General features: G+C 59.8%; 23 protein-coding genes and 3 pseudogenes. 12 read left to right on the forward strand and 14 right to left on the reverse strand.

The genetic code is table 11. The annotated features are described in order from the left end of the window. Positions 1-80: 80 nt before the first annotated feature. Positions 81-968 (forward strand): annotated as a pseudogene (locus RS887_RS21140) (transposase); the annotation flags it as partial. Positions 969-1226: 258 nt separating this feature from the next. On the opposite strand, the gene RS887_RS21145 reads toward RS887_RS21140, so the two are convergent. Continuing rightward, positions 1227-2174: an enoyl-CoA hydratase/isomerase family protein gene (locus tag RS887_RS21145; protein ID WP_322616886.1), complete on the reverse strand. Its 948-nt coding sequence runs from the start codon at positions 2172-2174 to the stop codon at positions 1227-1229. A gap of 636 nt (positions 2175-2810) precedes the next feature. Between RS887_RS21145 and RS887_RS21150 the strand changes: the two genes are divergently transcribed. The 6 genes from RS887_RS21150 to RS887_RS21180 all read left to right on the forward strand — a co-directional run bounded on the left by RS887_RS21150 (position 2811) and on the right by RS887_RS21180 (position 7778). After that, complete coding sequence (locus RS887_RS21150) at positions 2811-3227, forward strand: organic hydroperoxide resistance protein (RefSeq protein WP_322616887.1); 417 nt, start codon at positions 2811-2813, stop codon at positions 3225-3227. 687 nt (positions 3228-3914) lie between these two features. Further along, positions 3915-4121: a tautomerase family protein gene (locus tag RS887_RS21160; RefSeq protein WP_271407487.1), complete on the forward strand. Its 207-nt coding sequence runs from the start codon at positions 3915-3917 to the stop codon at positions 4119-4121. Between the two features lie 194 nt (positions 4122-4315). Further along, the gene (locus tag RS887_RS21165) at positions 4316-4522 is read left to right on the forward strand and encodes a hypothetical protein (RefSeq protein WP_322616888.1); all 207 of its coding nucleotides are present in this window, start codon (positions 4316-4318) and stop codon (positions 4520-4522) included. 35 nt (positions 4523-4557) lie between these two features. Continuing rightward, a complete protein-coding gene (locus tag RS887_RS21170; protein WP_322616889.1) occupies positions 4558-5586 on the forward strand; it encodes a D-cysteine desulfhydrase family protein in 1029 nt (342 codons plus the stop codon). A 340-nt stretch (positions 5587-5926) separates the two neighbouring features. Beyond that, positions 5927-6661, forward strand: a complete 735-nt coding sequence (locus tag RS887_RS21175; protein ID WP_322617293.1) for an SDR family NAD(P)-dependent oxidoreductase — start codon at positions 5927-5929, stop codon at positions 6659-6661. 193 nt (positions 6662-6854) lie between these two features. Continuing rightward, entirely contained in the window at positions 6855-7778 is a 924-nt protein-coding gene (locus tag RS887_RS21180) for an NAD(P)-dependent oxidoreductase (protein WP_322616890.1), read from the forward strand. Positions 7779-8032: 254 nt separating this feature from the next. Here RS887_RS21180 and RS887_RS21185 read toward each other — a convergent pair whose 3' ends face one another. After that, positions 8033-8224 carry a hypothetical protein gene (locus tag RS887_RS21185; protein WP_322616891.1) on the reverse strand — a complete coding sequence of 64 codons (192 nt, stop codon included), beginning with the start codon at positions 8222-8224 and terminating at the stop codon, positions 8033-8035. A 582-nt stretch (positions 8225-8806) separates the two neighbouring features. Between RS887_RS21185 and RS887_RS21195 the strand changes: the two genes are divergently transcribed. Then, positions 8807-9541, forward strand: a complete 735-nt coding sequence (locus RS887_RS21195) for an SDR family oxidoreductase (protein ID WP_322617294.1) — start codon at positions 8807-8809, stop codon at positions 9539-9541. A gap of 369 nt (positions 9542-9910) precedes the next feature. On the opposite strand, the gene RS887_RS21200 is transcribed toward RS887_RS21195, so the two are convergent. From RS887_RS21200 to RS887_RS21230, 7 genes and pseudogenes are all read right to left on the reverse strand, one after another. After that, positions 9911-10294, reverse strand: coding sequence for a hypothetical protein (locus RS887_RS21200; protein WP_322616892.1), 384 nt, complete (start codon positions 10292-10294; stop codon positions 9911-9913). Beyond that, positions 10272-10514, reverse strand: coding sequence for a hypothetical protein (locus RS887_RS21205; protein ID WP_322616893.1), 243 nt, complete (start codon positions 10512-10514; stop codon positions 10272-10274). The genes RS887_RS21200 and RS887_RS21205 overlap by 23 nt, the downstream gene beginning before the upstream one ends. Positions 10515-10641: 127 nt before the next feature. Next, entirely contained in the window at positions 10642-10902 is a 261-nt protein-coding gene (locus RS887_RS21210; protein WP_416339993.1) for a DUF692 family multinuclear iron-containing protein, read from the reverse strand. Positions 10903-11033: 131 nt separating this feature from the next. Then, positions 11034-11494 (reverse strand): annotated as a pseudogene (locus RS887_RS21215) (hypothetical protein). Positions 11495-11780: 286 nt separating this feature from the next. Then, positions 11781-12146, reverse strand: a complete 366-nt coding sequence (locus RS887_RS21220) for a hypothetical protein (protein WP_322616894.1) — start codon at positions 12144-12146, stop codon at positions 11781-11783. A 112-nt stretch (positions 12147-12258) separates the two neighbouring features. After that, positions 12259-12411 (reverse strand): hypothetical protein, encoded by a 153-nt coding sequence (locus tag RS887_RS21225; RefSeq protein ID WP_322616895.1) that lies wholly within the window; start codon positions 12409-12411, stop codon positions 12259-12261. Further along, positions 12408-12773 carry a DsbA family protein gene (locus RS887_RS21230; RefSeq protein ID WP_416339994.1) on the reverse strand — a complete coding sequence of 122 codons (366 nt, stop codon included), beginning with the start codon at positions 12771-12773 and terminating at the stop codon, positions 12408-12410. Before RS887_RS21230 ends, RS887_RS21225 begins: the two co-directional genes overlap by 4 nt. Positions 12774-12787: 14 nt before the next feature. Here RS887_RS21230 and RS887_RS21235 point away from each other — a divergent pair, with 14 nt between their 5' ends. Beyond that, positions 12788-13057 (forward strand): hypothetical protein, encoded by a 270-nt coding sequence (locus tag RS887_RS21235; protein ID WP_322616897.1) that lies wholly within the window; start codon positions 12788-12790, stop codon positions 13055-13057. 134 nt (positions 13058-13191) lie between these two features. Here RS887_RS21235 and RS887_RS21240 read toward each other — a convergent pair whose 3' ends face one another. Next, positions 13192-14133: an AEC family transporter gene (locus RS887_RS21240; protein WP_322616898.1), complete on the reverse strand. Its 942-nt coding sequence runs from the start codon at positions 14131-14133 to the stop codon at positions 13192-13194. 104 nt (positions 14134-14237) lie between these two features. After that, positions 14238-15344 carry a mandelate racemase/muconate lactonizing enzyme family protein gene (locus RS887_RS21245; protein WP_322616899.1) on the reverse strand — a complete coding sequence of 369 codons (1107 nt, stop codon included), beginning with the start codon at positions 15342-15344 and terminating at the stop codon, positions 14238-14240. A gap of 253 nt (positions 15345-15597) precedes the next feature. Here RS887_RS21245 and RS887_RS21250 point away from each other — a divergent pair, with 253 nt between their 5' ends. Beyond that, positions 15598-16338 (forward strand): FadR/GntR family transcriptional regulator, encoded by a 741-nt coding sequence (locus RS887_RS21250; RefSeq protein WP_322616900.1) that lies wholly within the window; start codon positions 15598-15600, stop codon positions 16336-16338. Positions 16339-16520: 182 nt separating this feature from the next. Next, positions 16521-17108 (forward strand): annotated as a pseudogene (locus RS887_RS21255) (IS3 family transposase); the annotation flags it as partial. Between the two features lie 52 nt (positions 17109-17160). Here the strand turns inward: RS887_RS21255 and RS887_RS21260 are convergent. Continuing rightward, positions 17161-18039 carry a DNA-binding protein gene (locus RS887_RS21260; RefSeq protein ID WP_322616901.1) on the reverse strand — a complete coding sequence of 293 codons (879 nt, stop codon included), beginning with the start codon at positions 18037-18039 and terminating at the stop codon, positions 17161-17163. Positions 18040-18117: 78 nt separating this feature from the next. Here RS887_RS21260 and RS887_RS21265 point away from each other — a divergent pair, with 78 nt between their 5' ends. Beyond that, positions 18118-19308: a site-specific integrase gene (locus tag RS887_RS21265; RefSeq protein WP_322616902.1), complete on the forward strand. Its 1191-nt coding sequence runs from the start codon at positions 18118-18120 to the stop codon at positions 19306-19308. 233 nt (positions 19309-19541) lie between these two features. On the opposite strand, the gene RS887_RS21270 is transcribed toward RS887_RS21265, so the two are convergent. Together RS887_RS21270 and RS887_RS21275 are read right to left on the reverse strand one after the other, a co-directional pair. Next, the gene (locus RS887_RS21270; protein ID WP_322616903.1) at positions 19542-20891 is read right to left on the reverse strand and encodes a hypothetical protein; all 1350 of its coding nucleotides are present in this window, start codon (positions 20889-20891) and stop codon (positions 19542-19544) included. Next, positions 20881-21801: an ATP-binding protein gene (locus RS887_RS21275; protein ID WP_322616904.1), complete on the reverse strand. Its 921-nt coding sequence runs from the start codon at positions 21799-21801 to the stop codon at positions 20881-20883. Before RS887_RS21275 ends, RS887_RS21270 begins: the two co-directional genes overlap by 11 nt. Between the last annotated feature and the right edge of the window lie 2 nt (positions 21802-21803).

Here is a 21803-nt window from a genome sequence, read left to right on the forward strand (position 1 = left end):
TGGGTCGATTCTGTTGAAAAAGTAGCTCCCCTGTCTGGCCTGCGGCAAAATCTCTGCATTGGCCAGCAGGGAAACACAGCATGATGGGACAGTTATCGAGTGGGCAGGAACGGCTGTTTTACTCGTTCAACCTTGAAGATCACATCCCCGCCAATCACCTTCTGCGCAGCATTGATCGGTGTCTTGATCTGAGCGACCTGCGCCATTACCTCGCCGATTTCTATAGCCCGATCGGGCGTCCGTCGATTGATCCTGAACTGATGATCCGCATGCTGATCGTGGGCTACTGCTATGGCATCCGCTCCGAGCGGCGGTTGTGCGAAGAGGCTCATCTGAACCTGGCCTATCGCTGGTTCTGCCGGTTGAGCCTTGAAGACGAAGTACCCAATCACTCGACCTTTTCCAAAAATCGACACGGCCGTTTTCGGGACAGCGATCTGTTTCGCTGGTTGTTCAATGAAGTGCTGCGTCGCTGCATGGACGCAGGTCTGGTCAAGGGTGAAGGCTTTGCCGTGGACGCCAGCATCATCAAAGCGGATGCGAGTCGGCAGCGCGGCGTACCGGGAGATGAACAGGTCAACTGGAGCGATCCGTCCCTGAGCACCCGCGCCGTGCGTGAGTACCTTGAGGCACTCGATGAAGAGGCTCTGGCCGAAACGCTACCGAAGCGCCTATCGCTGACTGATCCTCAAGCCCGCTGGACCGCTGCTCCGGGAGGCCCAGCGTTCTTCGCCTATTCCACGAACTATCTGATCGATACCGAACACGGCGTCATCGTGGATGTGGAACCCACACCTGCTCATCGAACGGCCGAGGTTGAGAGCACCAAGACCATGATCGACCGGGTCGAAGTGCAGTTCGACATCAAGCCGGAGCGCCTCATCGGCGACACCGCTTACGGTACTGCGCCGATGCTGGCCTGGATGGTGGAGGAAAAAGACATCGAGCCGCATGTGCCGGTGTGGGACATACTGCTGGATACGTTCAGGCAGTGTTGTGGTCATTTGGTACCCCGTGATTAGCGATCAATGTCGGCTGACGCTCCGGTTATCAGGAACGTCGGAATCCTCAGTTCATCACAGACCTGTATCGGGGATGTATTGGTCAGGGCGGGATTCACAAGCGGATGTATCCGGACGGCGTCTATACACAATGGGATACAGACGCCCTAGCTGGACCGAGAAGATCGGTTGGGCGCCAGGATGACCCGGCGCCCGTGCGGAAAATCACTTCGACTGTTCACCAAGGGTCCCGGTGTAATGACCAAGGCGCTTCTCGATATCCGGGTTCTTTTGCATTCCAAGCCCCATGAGCTGCTTGATCCGTTCCTGTGCCGCCGGGCGCTGCACAGAGCCGATGAAACCGTCCCATTCGGCACCTATCTCCTCGGTCGACGGCAGGCTGGACTTATCGACCAAGTGTTTGATGTCAGCAATGGATTGCTTGTCGAATTTGGCGATTCGTCGCGCCAGCGTGTCGACGAACTTGTCCAGCTCCGCATCGGGGAACGCGCGATTGACGTAGCCATAACGCTCGGCCAGCGCACCGTCGATGTCATTGCCCGACAGCAGAATCTCCAACGCGCGCCCCCGCCCCATCAGTCGAGGAAGGCGCGACATGGGCCCGCCTCCGGGCACCAGTGCGGCACCAATCTCCCACTGCGACAAAATTGCCTTCTCGCGACTGGCGAATCGCATGTCGCTGGCCAGGGCCAACTCGCTGCCGACGCCAGTGGCGCGTCCACGGATCGAGACAATCGAGACGACCGGAGCGCGGCTCAAGCGGACCAGCATGTCCGGAAGCGGGGGCAGCCCCGTCGGACCGTTCGGCATGCTGGTCGTATCCGTGAGGGGTGGCACGAAGTCGTAGTGAGTCAGGAAGAAATCTTGCACATCGCTTTCGAATACCACGACCCGGACCTTCGGATCAGTCTCGATGGCCGTGATGACCTCGTTCAACTGAGGCATGGTCTCGGGGCCATAGATGTTGAATGGCGGATTGTGGAAGGTGACCCGCCAATATTCGGGGCTGATTCGAGTGAGCTTGATTTCCTTCTTTACCGTGCTGGACGAATTGGACGTACCGGTTTCCTTCGACGCTTCGGCAGCCTGGATGGAGCCGGAGAACACCAAGCTGCCTGCGATCAGCGCGGCCGTTAGCAGATGCAATTTCATGGGAGGAAACCTCCAGGTGGTTGTTGGAGTTTTTGTGGGTTCCCTTGAGCGAGATCTGAATCCTCTTTATCCGGTTACTACTGTTTCTCCGTGACCGCATCACGGCCCGACCGACCCACTTGTGGCCAATCCGGACAACGACGACCGGCATGACCGGGCTCCTGGTGGAGCAAAGCGCTGGTTTTCGTTGCGGTCATGCCCCGGTGTCAGACCTCTGCAATATCAGGAAGACGACTACTGCCAACAGCAGGTTGACCTTGAGTCGCGCGGAATAGACCGGAAGCAGTCGTACCTTCGCGACAACATCCGTCACGACATTCCTGCAAGGGAGCCGTCGGCGAACGGCCACGTCAAATACAACGTCAATCGCGTCGTCGGTTTCGGGGGCGACTCGTTGAGGTGATCACGGCTTATGAGCATCTGCGCCGACCAATAGCCCGCAACAGGCAATATGCAGTCTAGTGGACACATCCCGAAGTGCCATTCACAAGTGACCCATTATCTGACTCGGGGCGAATTGACCGCTCGGCGGGACTCCCAAGGACCGCGCGGTTACTCAACTAGTCTTAACGCCGTTCAACCTGCTCGAACGCAATAGCCACGCAGCTACCTGCACCTCACCTAAGAGGGTCCATCATGACCAAGATCGAAAAAGTCTTGTACACCGCCAAGGTCCACACCACTGGCGGCCGCGACGGTGCATCATCCAGCTCTGACAAACGCCTGGACATCAAGCACTCATCGCCCGGTGGCCCCGGCAATGGGACGAACCCAGAACAACTGTTCGCCGCGGGCTGGTCAGCCTGCTTCATTGGCGCGATCGGTGTTGTGGCCAGCCGAATGAAGATCGCCGTCCCGAAAGACGTTGCCGTGGATGCCGAAGTGGACCTCGGCATGACCGGCGAAGACTATTTCATCCAGGCACGCCTGAATGTTAGCCTGCCCGGGATGGACCGCAAAACCGCCCAGGCCGTGGTGGATGCCGCGCACCAGGCCTGCCCGTACTCCAAGGCGACGCGGGGTAACATCTACGCCGAAGTGAACCTGGTCTGAAGTCTGATCTTCCGCTCTGAGTAGCCAGCGGAGATGGGGCAAGGCGGATCTCAAGACTGCCGCTCGTGCTTGCCTGTGTCCGCAAGACCCAGGTCGGCGCAATAACTGCAACTGCCAACAGATTTTCGATATGCCGGCGCGCCGTGGCGTGCCGGCGTGATCTGTTCCGGGCCCACGTTGAAACAAGGGAGTGGGAATGACAGCTCTTCGACTGCCGAATGCTGCTAACAATCTGACCGAGCCAATTGCAGCCCGGAACTGCCTCGTACCCTTCCCCTTTTTAGTGGCACGCACTCTCGCTTTTACGCCATTGAAGGCACACAGGTGTAGAGGAACATGGCGGTCATGAGGGTACAACAGGGTCTAAGGACAAGAGCGTCCGCCGAACTTCTGGAGCACCTTTACCAGCGACCGTTCCGCCAGCTCTCGCTCGACGTTGAAGCGATAAGTCTGGAACTGGCTGACGCCGGACTTCGCCGGGGGCACACCCACCCGTGCGTCGTCGGCGCAGCAGTTACCTCGGGCGAGGATCTTGCACTCCTTGCCGTTCTACGGGAATAGCCATAGATGCGCAGCCAGTTGCAGTCGTGGTCTCCTTGGCCCATGAACTGGTAGCGGCCAACCGAACCGAGGGTAGCGACATCCTGCTGCCCTGGCCCATTAACCAACCCTCCAAGGAGGTTTGAGATGCCGTTCGTTAGCGTTCGTATCACCCGTGACGGGGTGACCCGGGAGCAAAAAGCCCAGGTCATCGCCGAGATCACCGACACCCTGCAGCGCGTGCTGGGCAAGCGCCCCGACCTCACGCACATCGTCATCGAGGAAGTGGACACCGATAACTGGGGCTACGCCGGAATGACCACCACCGAGTACCGCAAGAACCAGCCTGGCTGACGCTTATCCGATCAGTTCCCACCCGGCACACCGCCGGGTGGGCAAACCTAATTATCGTTCGATTCGGAGGTACGCATGAACACCACCGTTACAATCATCTACCACAGCGGCTACGGGCACACCGCCAGAGTTGCCGAAGCAGTGGCCCGAGGCGCCGCGCGCGTGGCCACTTGAACGAAATCGAAGGATGCGCAGTGAGTAGTCCCATTCATAACGACTTCATCTCCGACCCGGTCTGCCCATGGCGCGCGATCGCCCCTGAAGAACTGGAGCGGATACCGGAACAGGATGTCGAGCTCGATTTCTGGCCATTTGAGCTGAACCCCCAATTACCGACCGAAGGCCTGAACGCGGTCGTACACCTCATGCAGAAGTACGACCGATGCGCCTCCGCTGTTTAACCGCAATGACGTTTATCTCGACGGGAGAAACCTCCATGCCACATGACTACAGCTGCCTGGAAACCGCCCTTGCCCGCTATGCTCGGGTGGCGTTGCTGGACGGATTTACGCCTATCCAGCACCTCTCACGCCTGAGTGCTCTGCCCGAGCTGAACGGTTGCAATCTGTATGTGAAACGCGATGACCTCACCGGCCTGGGCGGCGGAGGCAACAAGCTTCGCAAACTGGAATTCCTCCTTGGCGAGGCCCTTGCCGAGGGCGCCGACACCTTGATCACCTGGGGCGGCCTGCAATCCAACCACGCGCGCCTGACCGCAGCCGTCGCCGCTCGCCAAGGTCTTCCGTGCGAACTGATCCTGACACCTTCCAGCATCCGCACGGACGAGGACTTTCGCCACAACGGCAACTTCCTGCTCGATGCGCTATTCGGCGCCACGATCCATCAATTGCCCCTTGGCGCCGCCCCCGACGCCTTCGCCGCCGAACGGGTCGCAGCGCTCAGGGAGCAAGGCAGGAAACCCTTCGTCATGCCGCTGGGCGGTTCCAGTCCGAGGGGCTGCCTGGGCTACTCCGCCTGTGCTGGCGAGCTCCTGCGCCAGTCGGATGCGCTCGGCGTACAGTTCGACCGAATCATCGTGCCCAATGGCAGCAGCGGAACCCACTCGGGGCTGCTGGCCGGCCTCACGTTGGCTGGGTCTTCAACGCAGATAACCGGCTACAGCGTACTCGGTACGACCGAGCAGACCCTGGCAACGACGCGGGACAAGTCTAGCCAGGTACTGCAGCTCCTTGCGCCGTCCGCGGTGTTGGACGAAGCACGTATCAATGTGGACGGTAGCCAGCGGGGTGAAGCTTACGGCGCACCGACCGACGCGATGCTGGCGGCGACCCGCTTGCTGGCCTCCCGCGAAGGGTTGCTGACGGACCCTGTTTATGGAGGCAAAGCGTTCGCCGGATTGCTGGCGTCCATTCGCCAAAGGGACATTGCGGCCGGTAGCAACCTGCTCTTCCTGATGACCGGCGGAATACCGAGCGTCTTCGCATACCGCGGGGCCTACAGCTGACCGGCGAAGCTACGGTCCGAAGGGTCGTTCGCGTTGCTGGGCACACAGTCTGTCGCCTACTGCTGCCCGGCATTGGCCGCACACTATACTCAACCCACCGATCGCCGCCGGGCTGTCGTTCATGAACGTCCGGACGATTGTAGCGGCACTGCATTCTGCACAATCAAGAGTTCGTAAGCGGCCATCCTGTAGCACCATTGATTTCGCCACATATCAATTGAATATAGGAAAAAGGCATTTATCGACTCCAAAAGCAAAAATATAGTTCGCCCAGCTAGCAGCAGCTTTCGCCTTCCCCCCTGCTACGCCGTGCCCCATGACTATCTCGACGAGGAATCTGATCATGAGCAAGAAAACCGTAGTCGTCACCGGCGCATCCAGTGGTATCGGCCTAGGCCTGGTCACGGCGTTTCTGGCGCACGGCTACAACGTCGTCGGCAGCGCGCGCTCCATCGAGCACCTGCAGGAAGCTGCTGAGAGCCTGGGCAACCCCGGCAATTTCGTCGTGGTCGCCGGCGATGTCGCTGATCCGGCTACTGCTCGTAACATCTTCGACAAGGCAATCGAGAAGTTCGGCAGCGTCGAAGTCCTGGTCAACAATGCCGGCTACTTTCTGTCCAAACCCTTCACCGACTACACCCCGGACGAAGTGGACGCGCTGGTCGCGACCAACCTCAAAGGCACTGTCTACCCCTCCCAGATGGCTGCCGCGCACATGCAGCAACGCGGCGGCGGGCACATCGTGAACATCTCCGCGGCGCTGGCCATCCAACCCAACATCTCTGTTCCCGCAGCGATTCCGCTGCTGATCAAGGGTGGCATCAACCAGATGACCCGTGCACTGGCCTTGGAGCTGTCACCGCACAAGATCACGGTCAACGCCGTCGCACCCGGCATCATCGATACCCCCATGTACGATCCGAGCTCCCATGGCTTTCTCAGCAACCTGGCGCCAGCCGGTCGCATCGGTACTGTCGAGGAAATTGCGGAAGCGGTGCTGTACCTGGCCGGCGCCGACTTCACCACCGGTGTCATCTTGCCGGTGGACGGGGGGATGAGCACCGGTAAGTGGTAATGGCCTGAACGACAAGGGGGAGGACAGCCCTCCCCCCGTTTTATTCATGCGCCATCGTCTCGGGTCAACCTAAACGCCAGGCGCCGAACCAATCCACCCTCCCGTATGCCTTGGCATTCCTGAAACTGAATGCGAGTCGTCACCTCGAGGCACACCGGGTGATCGGACCTACCTGTTGAAGCGGAGCAACGGCATGAGCGAAAGCATCGGATTCATTGGCCTGGGCGCCATGGGCCAGAGAATGGCCCGACACTTGCTGGATCACGGATTCGGCCTAGAACTGTTCAACCCCTCTCCCCAGGCCATGGCGCCCCTGCTGCAACGTGGCGCTCGCCGCCATGCGACGCCACGGGAGGTGGCCGACGCCGCAGAAATCGTACTGGTGTGTGTGCCCACTCCGGAAATCGTCGAGCAGGTCGTGCTGGGCGAGCACGGCGTAATACTCGGGCAGCGGGTCCGTATCCTGGTAGACCACTCCACCACCGGGCCAACCGTCGCCCGCCGCCTGGAGCAGGTCCTGAAAGCACGCGGCATCGCCAGTCTGGACGCGCCCCTGGCCGGCGGAGTAGCCGGCGCCGAGGCCGGCACCCTGTCGGTAATGGCGGCCGGTGATGCCGCTGCCTATGCGCGCTGCCAACCAGTATTCGCCGCCTACGGCCGCAAGGTGGTTCACCTGGGCGAGACGGCCGGCCTGGGCCAGACCCTCAAATTGGTAAATAACATGATCGTCAGCGCCACCCTGGTGGCCACCAGTGAGGCCTTACTGTTCGGGATCAAGGTCGGTCTCGATGCAGGGCAAATGCTGGACATCCTCAACGCCAGCACGGCACGCAGCTACACGAGCGAAAGCATCCTTGCTGGTACCGTATTGCCACGGGATTTCAACTTCGGTTTCCGCCTTGATTTGATGCGTAAGGACATCCGCCTATTCCTCACCGAAGCAGAGGCGGCTGGTGTGCCCGCCATCACCAGCGCGGTGGTGAAGCAATTCTTCGACCAGGCCATCAACACCGGCGAGCCAACCCGCGACATGAGCCATGTGGTGGAAGTGCTGGAGGGGTTGGCCGGCGTGAAAATCGAATGCGTGCCTGACGGCGCTACCGTGCTCCCGAACTGATGGTGCGCGACGTCTACTGACTTACCGTGCTTGATCGCGGAACTGGCCAAGGAACGCCCGGATTCAACCCGTGCAGGCTGCTACTCCTGGTCTGCGCCTGGTCTCGGTCTACGGTGGCGCGATAGTGCTTGGATGACTTGCCCATGACGCGCTTGAACGCCGTCCTGAAACTGCTTTCCAATGAGTTACTGAGCGACTCCGACAATACAGCCAGCGACACTCCCTCGCAGCGCGCGTTCGGCCAGGTGCATGCGTCATTGCGTCAAGTAGGTGAGCGGCACCACACTGGCGATGTACTTTAAGTAGGCAACGAATACCGTACGCGACGTCGCACAGGCGCCGGCGAGTTCGGTGAGTCGCCATGCGCGGCTTGGGTCACCGTGCAGCAGACGGATCGCCGGCGTGATGCGCGGCGGGTTGCTGATCGCTCGAAGACGACCGGCCATCTGCTTGCCCGCGGATGTAAAATGGCCGCGCAGGATGTACAGAAAAATCAGCTGCGCGAGTTACGCCACTGCAAATTCAGAATCGATGCGCCCAGCACCATATTCCCGGACAAGTTGGTCGACGAACCGTTGCAGTGCTTCCGCCTCAGCGCTGCCTGCTAGGAGCCATGCCGGTAATTGCCGCTAGTGACTACGTGCGCGGTTATGCGCAGCTGATTTCACCTCATCTCGACGCGTCATTAGCGATACGCGTCCTGCCCTGCGCCGCTTCTTCGAGGTCGACCGCCAGCACATCGCGCTCGCGGCCATCGATCCTGGAAAACACGCCCAGGCACGCTCGCGCTATGGCATCGAGGCCAGCCTCGGTGCGCCCTGGGGCCGCTGAGGAGAGGACCTTCGATGTACCACCTTCGCGTCTCGGGATCTCCGGCTGCACCTTATTGATTACCCCACGTCACAATTGAAATGAACACAGCACAATTTATCTACCTATAGATTGCAAATAGAGTCCGCCTCACTAGCAGCTCCTTTCCAGTAACTCGCTGCTAATCCACGCCCCTATGCAAATTTGTGAGGAATCGGATCATGAGCAAGAAGACTGTCGTCATCACCGGTGCATCCAGCGGCATCGGCCTGGGCCTGGCCAAGGCCTTCATCGACAACGGCTACAACGTCGTCGGCAGTGCGCGCGCCATCGAACGCCTGCTAGAAGCCGCCAATAACCTCGGCAACCCGGACAGCTTTATCGGCGTGGCGGGATACGTTGCCGACCCGGAGACTGCCCGCAACCTCTTCGCCACAGCCATTGAGACGTTCGGCAGCGTAGACGTACTGGTCAACAACGCCGGCTTCTTCCTGCCACGGCCATTTACCGATTACTCCCCGGAAGATCTGGAAGCGTTGCTGGACACCAACCTCAAGGGCGTGGTCTACACGACCCAGGTGGCGGTCGAGCACATGAGGCATCGCGGTGACGGGCATATCGTGAACATCACGGCAGCCTTGGCTATCCAGCCTAATATCGCCGTACCCGCGGCCTTGCCGCTGCTGATCAAGGGCGGTATCAACCAGATGACCCGCGCTCTGGCCCTGGAATTGTCTCCGTACAACATCAAGGTGAACGCGGTTGCTCCCGGCATCATCAACACCCCCATGCATGATCCGAGCACACACGAGTTCCTCAGCAACCTCTCCCCGTTCGGTCGTCTTGGCACAGTCGACGAAATTGCCGATGCGGTGCTGTACCTCGCCAAGGCCGGTTTTACCACCGGTGCTGTCCTCCCGGTGGACGGCGGTCAGAGCACTGGCAAGTGGTAATCGCGTGAAAGGACAAAAGAGGGAGGCCGGCCTCTCTCTTTGTTATTGACGAATCAGCAGACTGCATGACCCGCCCTGCATTTGGGCGAGATCGCCAGCACGTCATTGGTGAAAGCACCTGCCATTCTAGGCAGGTGCTTTCGAAGGTGCTGCATCAAGGTATATGCCACGACCATTCGAAGGATCAGGTCGCACTACCGACCTTCGCCGCTGCCGTACGCTCCTGCAGCAGCTTCTGGATGATGGCTTCCTGCTGCTCGTAATCACGCTCGCCGATATGCAGGTGACGAGCAGGTCCCTTGGCATCGATGAAGTAATGCGCCGGCCAGTACTGACTGGAGAAGGCACTCCAGATGCGGTACTGGTTGTCTATGGTAACCGGGGCTGGACGCCCAGGCGAACGGTCGCCTTGCGCAAGTTGTCGAGTATCCGCTCTAACGGATACTCGGGCGTGTGCACGCCGATCACCACCAGGCCCTGGTCGGCGTAGCGCTCGGCCCACTGCTTTACGTAAGGCAGGCTGTTCCAGCAGTTGATGCAGTCGAAGGTCCAGAAGTCCACCAGATCCACCTTGCCGCGCAGCGTTTCATTGCTCAGATCAGGGCCATTGAGCCATTGGGTGGCCCCCTCCAGTGACGGCATCGCGCCCAAATCCGGCTGCGATTCGACGCTGTCCGCGTGGGGGCTGCCCACCAACTTCTCCAGCAGGATGGGAGCACCCTGGATCACCTTACGCTCCAGTTTGGCAGACACGTGCGACGATCCCTCCGCCGTCAGTTGATTGCTGGTCCCGCTGGCAATACCCACCAATGCCAGCAGGGCCACGACGCAACCACTGCAGCGCACCCATTGACAACTTCGCCCGCTGGAAGGTGCCGCGCCCGAGGAAAATCAGGGAGCCCATCGCCAAGACGCTGCCGAGACCGAAACTCATCAACAGCAGGTTGAAGGAGGCATTGGAGCCGTTGAGCATGGCGCAGGGCTGAATCCCCCCAGGATGGGGCCCGTGCAGGGCGCCCACAGCAGGCCGGCGGCTCAGCCCATCGGCCAGGCTGTAAGTGCCGGCGACAGTCGGCGCGCGTCACCTTGCAGCCGATCGCTCAGCAGGAGTCATCCGAGCAGTAGCTCAGGAGCTTGCTGAAGAACGCCACCTTGTGGCGATCGAAGAATTCGCGCGTGCGCCGCAACCGCTCGTGATCCAGGGGCGCCGGACCACCGAGGGGCAGCGACAGGCCATGGCTGACCAGCAGGAAACGCTCGGGCAGTTGCTCGAGAACGTCACCTTGACGACCGCCGACTTGAATCCGGTTGTCCGGCGTGCACTCCAGGAAATCCATGGCACCGGCGTCGATTGCCAGCAATGCAGGGAGCAGCGCGCCGCAAACCGAGGACTGCACCCTGCGGGAAAGAAGCAGTGGTCATGGGAATTCTCCAGAGGCTGGGGATCGCTCCCCAGCGAGGGGCACAGGGAGAGTGAATCAAGGAGCCAAAATCAGCTCTTGGCCTCGCTCATCTTGGTGAACAGCTCGGCGGGCACATTCTTGCCGTTCGAGGTGTACTGGTTGGTACGGAACTTGTGGACCTCGGCTTTGGACAGGTAGCCGTCCTTGTTGGTGTCCATCGCAATGAACTCACCCTCGTCGTTCGGGGCCACAGTCAGGAGTTCCTGGCGCGACACCCGGCCATCGTCGTCGGTGTTGGTACGGGCGATGGAGGCGTCGCCGCTCTTGCCTTCACCACACTTGCCTTTGGCGGCCTTGGCGCTAGTTGTTTTTGCGCTAGCTTCAGCCGCGCCGCATTTGCCTTCCCCGCCTTGTCCGCCGCGGCAAGCTGGTAGCTCTGGGGCAGTGCCTCCACGGCGAAGGCGGCGGACGAGGCCATTTTGATGCCGCCGGCCAGGGCGACAGCGATCAGGCCAATACGGGTGTTGTTCGAGATTTGGGAACGGGACATGGTGCTTCTCCGGATACTATGCGCGGCAAAGCCACGCGAGTCATGCTACTAGGGCGTTGGAACCCTAGAGCGAGGCTCTTGGGACCACCTCGTTCGGGTGTGACCATTTCGCCTCAGGTGTGTTTCCGTGATGTATCGATGGGCAGGAACATTTGTAAGCGAGTAGCCGGACTCTGGGTCCGAATACAAAGGGATACGAACAACCGCTAATTCGCCCGAATGCACTGCCGTGTCCGCTTGCAACCTCAGGGATGGAATCGCTGGAGGTTTCCAACGCGGCGGCGCGTCATTCATCCCGGAGCGCGGCCGGTGCGAATTGCGCGACCAGGCGCCCGCGAACCACGGCCAAGATCTCCTTGGACAGTTCGAGGTCGCCCAGCTCCCGGGTCAGACCCTGGGCGCCGATCATGGTGCTGAAGCTGGCGATGGCTTGGGCGCGGACAGCGTCGCCGGAATCCGGCAGGCGCCTGGCGGTGCCGGGAGGATGCGCTGGGCTGCCTTGGTCGACGCGAAACGGCTTTTTGCCGCGCAGCGCCGAGGTATTGCCGGTGGCCAGGATTGCGCCCTCTCCGGTCTCGATCATCGCCGGCGCCAGACATCGGGCCAGGTGCAGGAAAGCCATGACGTTGGTCTGGAAGTTGCCGTTTAGCACCCGGCTCAATATCCAGGAAGGTGCCTAAGGCACCGCCCACGGCGTTGTGGATCAGTACCTGCGGCTGGCCCAGTTCCGGCACGATGCGGTTGAGTGCCCGGTCCAGCGCTACCTAGTCGGTGACGTCGCCGGCGAACGCGTGGGTGTCCGGCAGTTCCCGGGCGATCATGGCCACTCGGTAGCCGCCGGCCATGTGAGGTCGAACGATGGCGAGTCCGGTCCCGGGGCCGACGCTGGTGAGCACTGCGCGTTTGCCGGTGCTCATGGATGTGCTCCTTCGCGAGTTGTGGGGTGCAGGGCGGCGCGGACGAAATCCAGCTGGTCGTTGCCGAAAAACAGCTCGTCCCCGACCAAGAACGAGGGTACGCCGAACACGCCGTGGCTGGCGGCATACATATCGTTCAGCAAAAGGTGCTCGTGGATCTCAGGGGATTTGGCACTATGCCAATTGACGACGTCGATGCCGTTGCGGGCAAGGAAGCTGGCCCGTCCTAAGGCGCTCAGCAAGTCGTCATCGCCGGTCAAGACCACCGCGAACAGGGCGTCGTGGGCGGTCTCGCCCCCCAGATCGAGGGAGGCTAGGCCGGCCCTGCTCAGCAGCGCACCCTCGAAGTCACCCGTCTTCATAGCGTCCATCTGCTATGGATGACGAATCCAGCAGCGCGGCATTATTCTCGAAGAACTACAGCAAACGGTTGCTCGCCGGCAGCATCAGCATGGGCGCGGCGGTGAAGCACTTCCGAATAGAGATTACCGGATTGCGTCAGGAGCAGTTTGCCGGGATGTGCAAAATCTCGTTGCGCGCTGTGGCAGTTGGAGCAGGACGGCGGCAACCTGACGGTGCAGGTGCTCATCAGCGTGTTTCGGCCGTTTGGGATGCGAGTGGGGTGGTGCCGTTGCGCAGGCGTTGATTCAGAAGTCGCCGATTCTTGAAGGAACTGCCCAAGGCTGCTCCACGCTGATTTGGTTTCGGGATAATCCCGGGCGTGGTATTTCGACACGAGAGCCTCAATCCACGCCATCCGTCCATTGCCGGGACCAGCAGTCAAACTGCAGCAAGTCCTCCATCAATCAGGTAGATCGCAGCAGAAAACGTCACGATCGACAGCACGGTACTGACCAGAATGGATGTCGCGGCTTCACTCTGATAGGCGCCGGTCTGGTTCGCAAACATCGCTGGGATCGTCGCCGATGGCAGCGCACAAAGCAGGATCATCTGTTGTGCGTAAAGTCCGTGAGTGCCCAGCAGAACTGTGGCTGCGAACATCAGCACCGGGTGAATGAACAATTTGAGCCCAAGGTTGCCCCACACCTCACCCGACATTTTCAGCTTCTCCGACGACATGATCAATCCCAGGCACAGCAGGGATACACCAGGCGTCGCCTTGCCGAGAAGATTGAGTGACTCCGCAGCAAGGGGAGGCAGCTTGACTTGTAGCAGGGAGAGCAGAATGCCCAAGGCCGGAGCCCACATCAGCGGGCGGCGCACGGCACCCGACAGGCTCGACACGAACGCCTGGGTGCCACTGCCTTTTCCATCGGCGATAGTGAGTAACATGGTCGTCAACGGGATCATTACCAGGCTTGCGACCAGGTTGAGCACGAGCACCGAATAGATGCTGCCCGCTCCGAACATCGCACCGAGGATCGGGATGCCCATGAAAGCAGCGTCTGGATAACCGTTGACGAAACCCTTGAGCGTTGCAACCTTGAGATCGCGAGAGCTGAACCAGCCGATCACCAGCGCTATCGTGTACATGCCCATGATGCCGATAAACGTGGCCACGATGAACTTGAAATCGAAGAGCTGTTCACGGGGCGTGCTCGCCATCCCGACAAAAAGCAGCGTCGGGAATATCCAGCCGAGCACCAGCCTGCTGATCAGCAAGCTGTCCGAATGGGTAAGCCGTCCACGTTTGCCGGCGATAAAGCCAAGCGCGATCACAAATGCCACGGGCAAAATGGGTCCTACGATTCTGTCTAACATGTCCTCAATCCTCGTATTTGTTTTTATCAAGAATGTCGTCATGGCTGATCGAGGCCGACACCTCGGCTTCGATCAACGCTGCACTGACCAAGCGGCTTATGTCGTTAAGGTTTGAAGCGGTAGTCCCGAATGACATCCTGGTCCGGCTCGATGCCAAGACCCGGCCCTTGCGGTACGTCGATGCGTCCGTTACGCGGAATGATGGCGTCGCCATAGAGTTGCGCTTCGAGATCGAAATAACGCCATTCGACCAGTGACTTCGCGCCACCAAGGGCCGCACTTCCATGTACGGCGGCCAGCAGGCCGGGGCCGTCATAAAAGGCGTGGACCATTACAGTGACGCCATGGGCGTTTGCCAACGCATACACTTTTTGCAGTTCGGTGATGCCGCCCATTTTGGCGGGGCTGGGCTGAACGAAATCGACCGCGCCGGCTTCAAGCAGATGCTGGAAGTCCATAAGCGTCGACGCGTTCTCGCCGGCCGCTACCGGAATGCCGCCTTGCTTGCGTACCCTCGCCAGACCCGAATAGTCTTCCGGCGGCCACACCGGCTCTTCGATCCAGCGCAGATTCAACGGGCGTAGTTTCTCGGTCATATCGAGCGCTTCGCGCACTGTCCACGGGGCGTTGACGTCGAGCGTGATTTCCACGTCGGGGCCCGCGGCTTGGCATGCGGCGCGGATGACCTCGAGATCAACCTCATGCAGCTTGAGGTGCCGGAAGCCGCTACTGACCGCGCGTTGCACATTGACGCGGATGAGTTCGGGGTCGGCATATCGGATCAGGCTTGCATACGCAGCAAGTGAAGTGGCCTCACTGCCGCCAAGCAGTTGGAAGATTGGTTTACCGGCAGCTTTGCCAGCGATATCCCACAGCGCGATATCAATCGCCGACAGACCATAGATGAACGCACCGCTGCGACCGAAGACGTGAAACCTCTTCTGCAGATCGCCCTGCAATTTCTCGCGCCGCGTGACATCACTGCCGATCAATTCGGGCGCCAGGATCGTGTCGATCACAACTTTCACTGCCGGAATCGCAGTGAAGCCGAAGGTTTCGCCCCATCCGACGATACCGTCATCCGTGGTGACCTTGACCACGAGGGAATCGACCATCTGAAGGTCTTTCGGCCCCCAGACCCCACCGGCTGACTTACCACCCGTGGTGAAGGGAATTCGAAGCGGAATGGTTTCAATGCTGGCAATTTTCATAAGACTGCGCCTCATGCAGGTTGCAAAGCTGGCGCGGCAATTTCGGATTTCCCGCGTCAGGTTGAGCACAACGTACATGGCGTCCTGTTGTCCTTCAACTGAACAAGTTGTTCTTTTTAAAAGGTTCTAGCCATAAGTATCTATGATGTTGATTTAAAAGGTTTTAAAATTAATGCGTTCAATGAATTTCAGTTTTTACTGCGTGGAACAAGTCTTCTGATGTAGATTAAGTAGACAAGTGGGAGGAGTGGACATGAGTGAAATGAACCTGCAACCCGTAGCGCGGCGACCTCATCTGGCCGAGCACATCGCCCGCTCGTTAAGTGACGAGATTGCTGCCGGCCGACTACGGCCAGGCGACCGTTTGCCGACCGAACAATTTCTCTCGCAAAACTTCGGCGTCAGCAGGAACGTTGTTCGGGAAGGGATTGCAACGCTTCGAGCACAGGGGCTGATCCAGTCACGCCAGGGCGTAGGTGTATTCGTCTCGGCCGCATCCCGGTCGCCGGAACCTGTATCAGTATCTCCGCGCGCGAGTGAGCCGATGCTGGACGGTGACAACACGATGCGCAACATGTTCGAAGTGCGGGCGGTATTAGAAAGCCAGGCCGCGGCGCTCGCGGCTTCACACATGACGCCGCGCAAACTGAAAACGATTCAGGCGGCGGTATTGCGCATGCAGTATGAAGGTGAACCGACGCTGGAAACTGTCAACGCTGACCTCGACTTTCACCGGGCCGTCGCCGCAGCGTCAGGCAACGATTATCTGGAGACGATGATTCGCACGGTGCTTGAGCCGATGCGGGCACTGATCACGATGACTTTTGCGCGGCGAGGCCCGATGTTCAGCAATATTCCTCATGCGGCGCGTGGGGAGCATGAAGAACTCGTGCAGGCGCTGGTCGACCGGAATGCAGCGGCGGCGCGACAGATCATGGGGCAGCATATCGTTGCCGCGGCATCTCGATTCGGCTACGAGATTAAATTCTTCTAACGTCGTCAGCTGGATGGCGCTTGTCTCATTGTCCCACAAGTAGGGTCAGGTTGTGCCTTTCGACTCGATGGGGTGAGGGTTTTGACCAACTGCGACGGACACTGAATTGTGGCGGCAGAGTTGGCGCTGATACGATTTTGAACCAGACTGACGACTTTAGCTGACTCTTAAGCGGTCTATGGAAAACGCATAAAAGAGAATCGATTGCCGAGTATTCAGGTAGGTCAGCGATTTCGGGCAACCTCGTCAATCGCGACTTCACGGCTGTTGCTCCGAATGAGAAATGGCTCACTGATATCACGGAGTTCCAGATTCCGGCCGGCAAGGTGTACCTGTCCCCCATGATCGACTGCTTCGATGGAAAGGTCATCAGCTGGTCGATCGGCACGCGCCCGGACGCCGGGCTTGTGAACACGATGCTGGATGCCGCCGTCGAAACGGTGGCTCGCAACAGCAAACGGCCTGTCGTTCCCTCTGATCGTGGCGCCCACTACCGCTGGCCCGGCTGGTTATCGCGCATCGCTGATGCGAAGCTGATTCGTTCGATGTCGCGCAAGGGCTGCTCGCCTGACAACGTGGCTTGTGAAGGCTTCTACGGCCGGCTGAAAACGGAACTGTTCTATCCTCGCAACTGGCAGTCAACGAGCATTGAGCAGTTCATTCAGGATCTGGATTCATACATTCGCTGGCACAACGAGAAACGGATCAAGATTTCCCTCGGCGCTCTCAGTCCCGCTGAGTATCTTGAGAGCCTGGGCCTCGCGGCATAACCAGTCCAAGATTTCTACCGCCCCCCAACAAAATCAAATCGGCACACCGACATCATCCTAAGGAATCGCTCTTGGACGCCTTGGGTTTTCGACTCTGTGGCTTGCGCTTGGTCGCAGGAATCTGCCGCACCTGCGTCAGTTGCTGCTCCAGTGTTTCAGCGCGGGCATGCTGCGCCGCGGCACGTTGCTGGGTTTGGCTGAGCTCGGCCTGGATCGACTCCAGCCGCCGTTGCAATTGTTCGATGTGCCGTACAGCTTCTTTGAGCTGGGCCGATATCGCCTTGCCCTCCTCCCGCGCTCGGTCGACCTCACGGTGCGCACGATCCTCCACACTGCGGACGTAGCTCTCCTGCGCAACGCGCTCCTGCTCGGCCTTGACCCGCAGCGCCTGCAGATCCTGCTGCAACGTCTGGTTGTGCTGCTGAGCTTCACGGCGCTCGTGCAGCAAACCTTCACGCTGCTGCTGCAGGTCTTCGATCTGGGTTTGGCGTTGCGCCAACAGCAGTTCCAGGTCCACCAGACGCGCCTCGACACCCTGGTGCCCGGCCACGGCGTCGGCCGCCTGCTGGCGAAACTGCGCCGCATCCTGACGCGCCTGGTCCTCGACCGCCGCTACGCGTTCGCGCTCGGCAGCCATCACCTGCCGTTGTTCGTCCAGCGCCTGTTCGGCGACGCCCTGCGCCAGGTGAATCGCCTGTTGCCACACGGCGACAAAGGCCTGCGAGACCTCGCCAGGCAATGCCGGCAATCGCGTTTCTCCATTCAGACGTTCAGCCAAACGCGCCCACCACTGATCAAGCAAGCCGCCGACTCGCGCCGGGCTGCCGCGTCCAAGTTCCAGGCGTACCCGTTCCACCGTCGGTCGTTCGCCCCGCGCCAGCACCGCGTCCGCCGCGGCGAACACGTCGTTTTCCGGCACCCCTACCGCCATGACTCACCCCTGCGTATATTAGGTCTGATAATAGAATGTTATCCGACGTTATTTTTTGAATACTGGAATTATCATACGTTGAACGTAATAAAAATTACAGATCAGTTGCCTCTGGTCGACGAAACCCCGCTGGACCCGCATTTTTTGGCCATTAACGCCCAGGAAGCCGCGGCAGCGTTTATCGCCGCCGGCACCGCAGCCAATACCGTGCGCAGCTACCGCAGCGCCCTGACCTACTGGTCGGCCTGGTTACAGTTGCGTTACGGCCAGGCGCTGGGCGATGCGCCCCTGCCGGCCACCGTGGCCGTGCAGTTCGTGCTGGATCACCTGGCGCGGCCGTTGGCCGACGGCACCTGGGTCCACCTGTTGCCGCCGTCAATCGACGCCGCACTCGTCACTGCCCGGGTTAAGGCCAAGTTGGGGCCATTGGCGTTCAACACGGTGAGTCATCGTCTGGCGGTGCTCGGCAAATGGCACCGACTCAACGAGTGGGACAGCCCTACCGAAGCATCGGCGCTGAAGACCCTGCTGCGCGAAGCGCGCAAAGCCCAGTCGCGCCAGGGCGTGAACGTGCGCAAGAAAACCGCCATTGTGCTCGAGCCGTTGCAGGCGCTGCTCGCCACCTGCACCGACGGTATGCGCGGCGTGCGTGATCGCGCCCTGTTGCTGTTGGCCTGGAGCGGTGGCGGCCGGCGCCGTTCGGAAGTGGTGGGACTGCAAGTGGGCGATGTGCGCCAATTGGATGCTGACACCTGGTTGTATGTGCTCGGTGCCACCAAAACCGACACCGGCGGTGTGCGTCGCGAGAAGCCCCTGCGCGGTCCCGCGGCCCACGCGCTCATGGCCTGGCTGGCGGCCGCGCCAGCTGCATCCGGCCCGCTGTTTCGCCGCCTGTATAAAGGTGGCAAGGTCGGTACATCAGGCTTATCTACCGATCAGGTCGCCCGCATCGTCCAGCGCCGAGCGAAGCTTGCGGGGCTGGAGGGCGATTGGGCGGCGCACAGTCTGCGCTCGGGGTATGTCACCGAAGCCGGACGCCAGGGCGTAGCGCTGGGTGAAGTGATGGCCATGACCGAACACCGCAGCGTGACCACGGTGATGGGCTACTTTCAGGCGGGGGCACTGCTGGACAGCCGCGCCACTCAACTGCTCAAGCCAGCATCGCAGGCGATCGTGCCGTCAAACGATCACCGAATGGAACTCGCCGTGCAGCCCTCCGACCCTGATAGCGCGGCACGCAGCACAACAGACCCCGCGCTCGACGCTTGAGGGGGGGCGTCATCTCCGGCCTTGAACGCTCTGCCTCTTGTTACAGGAAAGCGTACCAGATTGGAGGCTGGTGTTCAGCGCGCCCCCCTGGTGCGTTTCACACTCTGTCGCATGCGCCCCCATCCAGCCAGCAGACTGGCAGACACGAGGCGGAAACGACCGCCTTAACAAGCCGGCCCTCCTTTTGCTTGCGAGGGTGAGAACACCTCATACCGCGTTGCCAGGCAGCTCAGCTAGAAGTAAAACAACGGCGTCGCCTTCAGGGTACCGTAGAACAGGGTGGGTTCTGCCGGGCTACTAAACTCTGCGCAGTTGCCGAAATTGCGGATAACCAGCACCTGCTCGTCTTCAACCGGCCCCAGCAGCCGGCGCATGGACACGCGGTCTGCGGGAAGGTCAAACGTACACTGATAGTCCCCTTGCAGCCGTTGCCCCAGCAGGCGATCCAACATGGTCTGGTTACTGCTGGCCTCCAGTACCGCAAAAAAATGATAACGATCAACATGAGCGAAAAACCGCGACGCCGAGCGACTCCAAAACCATAAGCGGGCGAGCAACTGGTAGAACACGCATTGAAAAAAAACTCGCGCTGCGCTGGGCGCCATGTTTTGCTTGAGCAGTGCCTCCCAGGCCAGCGCTGAAAGGCTCGGTATCATTTGGTTGGTTCTCTCAAACTCAAATTTTTGCCGAAATAAAGACAATGCCGCGTTATACACGCAAACGCTGCGCGTCGAATCACCATAGTCAGGTAGCGAAAGAACGCCACGGCATGGGCAGTCGCGATGAGCATTGAGCAGGCGCAACTGATGAAAGCTGACGAAACGCCGGTAGCCTTCATCTGGTAGGTCCAACTCCGCCAGATACGGACACCTCATCGAGAACTCCTTCTGCCATATTTTTGTAGTTTCGTCAGGAAGGACCTCCGAGATGGTGCATCCAGCGGCAAGGGCTTGCGCACGGCCAGGTACCCTGGCGAAATGGAGCACGTCCAACACCGCCAACCGGTCCAGCCGTTCAGTATTGGCGAGAAAATCGCGACAAGCGAAGATGAAAGGGCTGACGACACGGGAACGACAGGCCGCAAAAATCGCCGGCCGGTTCGGGACCCAGTAGCCACAGTCCTGGCAACTGTAGCCAACCACACTGCCAAAAGGGGTGGGTGTGAATTTCCGAATATCCTGACAGCGCGCACAAAGTGGTTTCAACGGCTGCTGATGCCACGGGCAGCAGACAATAAAACGCAGTGCAAAGAACGCCGCTACAAATCCTGTCTCCGCCAGGCATTGCGCACAGTACTTGGCGGTGCCGTTCACATTTTTCGGAAAATGATCGGCGACGGGTTTGGCGAAATTGTTGAGTGATACAACGGGCTGAGAGGAAAGATAGATCTCGCGCAACGCCTTCTCGATTTGAGCGTCCTTGCCTTTTTTCGAACTTCGCTGTGTCTTCTTCAGAGGAAAGCTGTCCAGTAGCACTCTACCGCTGACGCCATTCACCACCGCCGCCTTGTGCAGGCTGGCCACGGCATGATCAAACGGCCAAGGAAAATAATCCGGAAAAAATAGCCCGTCCTTATAGTACATCGCAAAATACCCGAACACCGGAGCGCTTCACCGCCTCGTTGACCAGCTGTTCATCGGCTTCGAACAGGGCGCTGTCATGTGGCGCGATGAGCAGCAACAGGTCGACGATCGCCTCGCGCACATGTTGCATGGGGAGATTGTTGACGTACTTCCCTTTTACGCTGCCATCGAATGCCTTCCAAAATAAGCCGGCCAGCGTCACCAGCCTGAATCCGGCGGCAAATGCCTCGGGCACGAAGAAGGCGGTATAACTGATGCCCGACCCGACAGGGTATTCGGAGTTATCGTCGCATCCCGCTAGAATCGTCGTCAGTTCCTCAACGTTCCGACAGCCTCGGAACGGGATGATTTCCGTGAAGAAACGCCCCACTATCGCATGGTGCTCTACCGCACAAAGCCCCGTGAGCCGCTCATAGATCTCCGATTGCGCGAAACCAATCAGCGTCAGAGTAATCCCTTGCACCTTGAGGTAATTGTGCAGGTCGGCCAATACGTGGTAGTCGTTTGGACGCCAATGTTGAATCTCGTCGACAACCAGCACACATTGCGGTGCAGGCTGACCGGTCACATGCCCTTCGATGTAAGCCAGCAGGTGTTGGAGGTAATCTACGCCATGTGCTGCAGGCTTGATCTTCTCCGATAGACACAGCTCACTCAACACGGACTGCCGCTTACCGGGTTCGCGGTAACGGGCGATGTGTAGCATTACGTGCACGTGCGGCAGCTGGACCTTCAGCTGGTCGGCGACGAATTCTGCACAACGGGATTTACCGATCCGCGGCGAGCCTTCGAACAGCACGGCTGATCGTCTGGCGCTCACCCGATCGAGGCTTAATCGAAGTACACGCACCATCTGATGCGTGATGATCTGCGCCTTGTCCGTGACGAGGGGATGCGCGGAGGAGCTCATCG

The organism is Pseudomonas sp. BIC9C (genome assembly GCF_034541995.1).
In the GTDB taxonomy this organism is placed as follows: Bacteria; Pseudomonadota; Gammaproteobacteria; order Pseudomonadales; family Pseudomonadaceae; genus Aquipseudomonas; species Aquipseudomonas fluorescens_CC.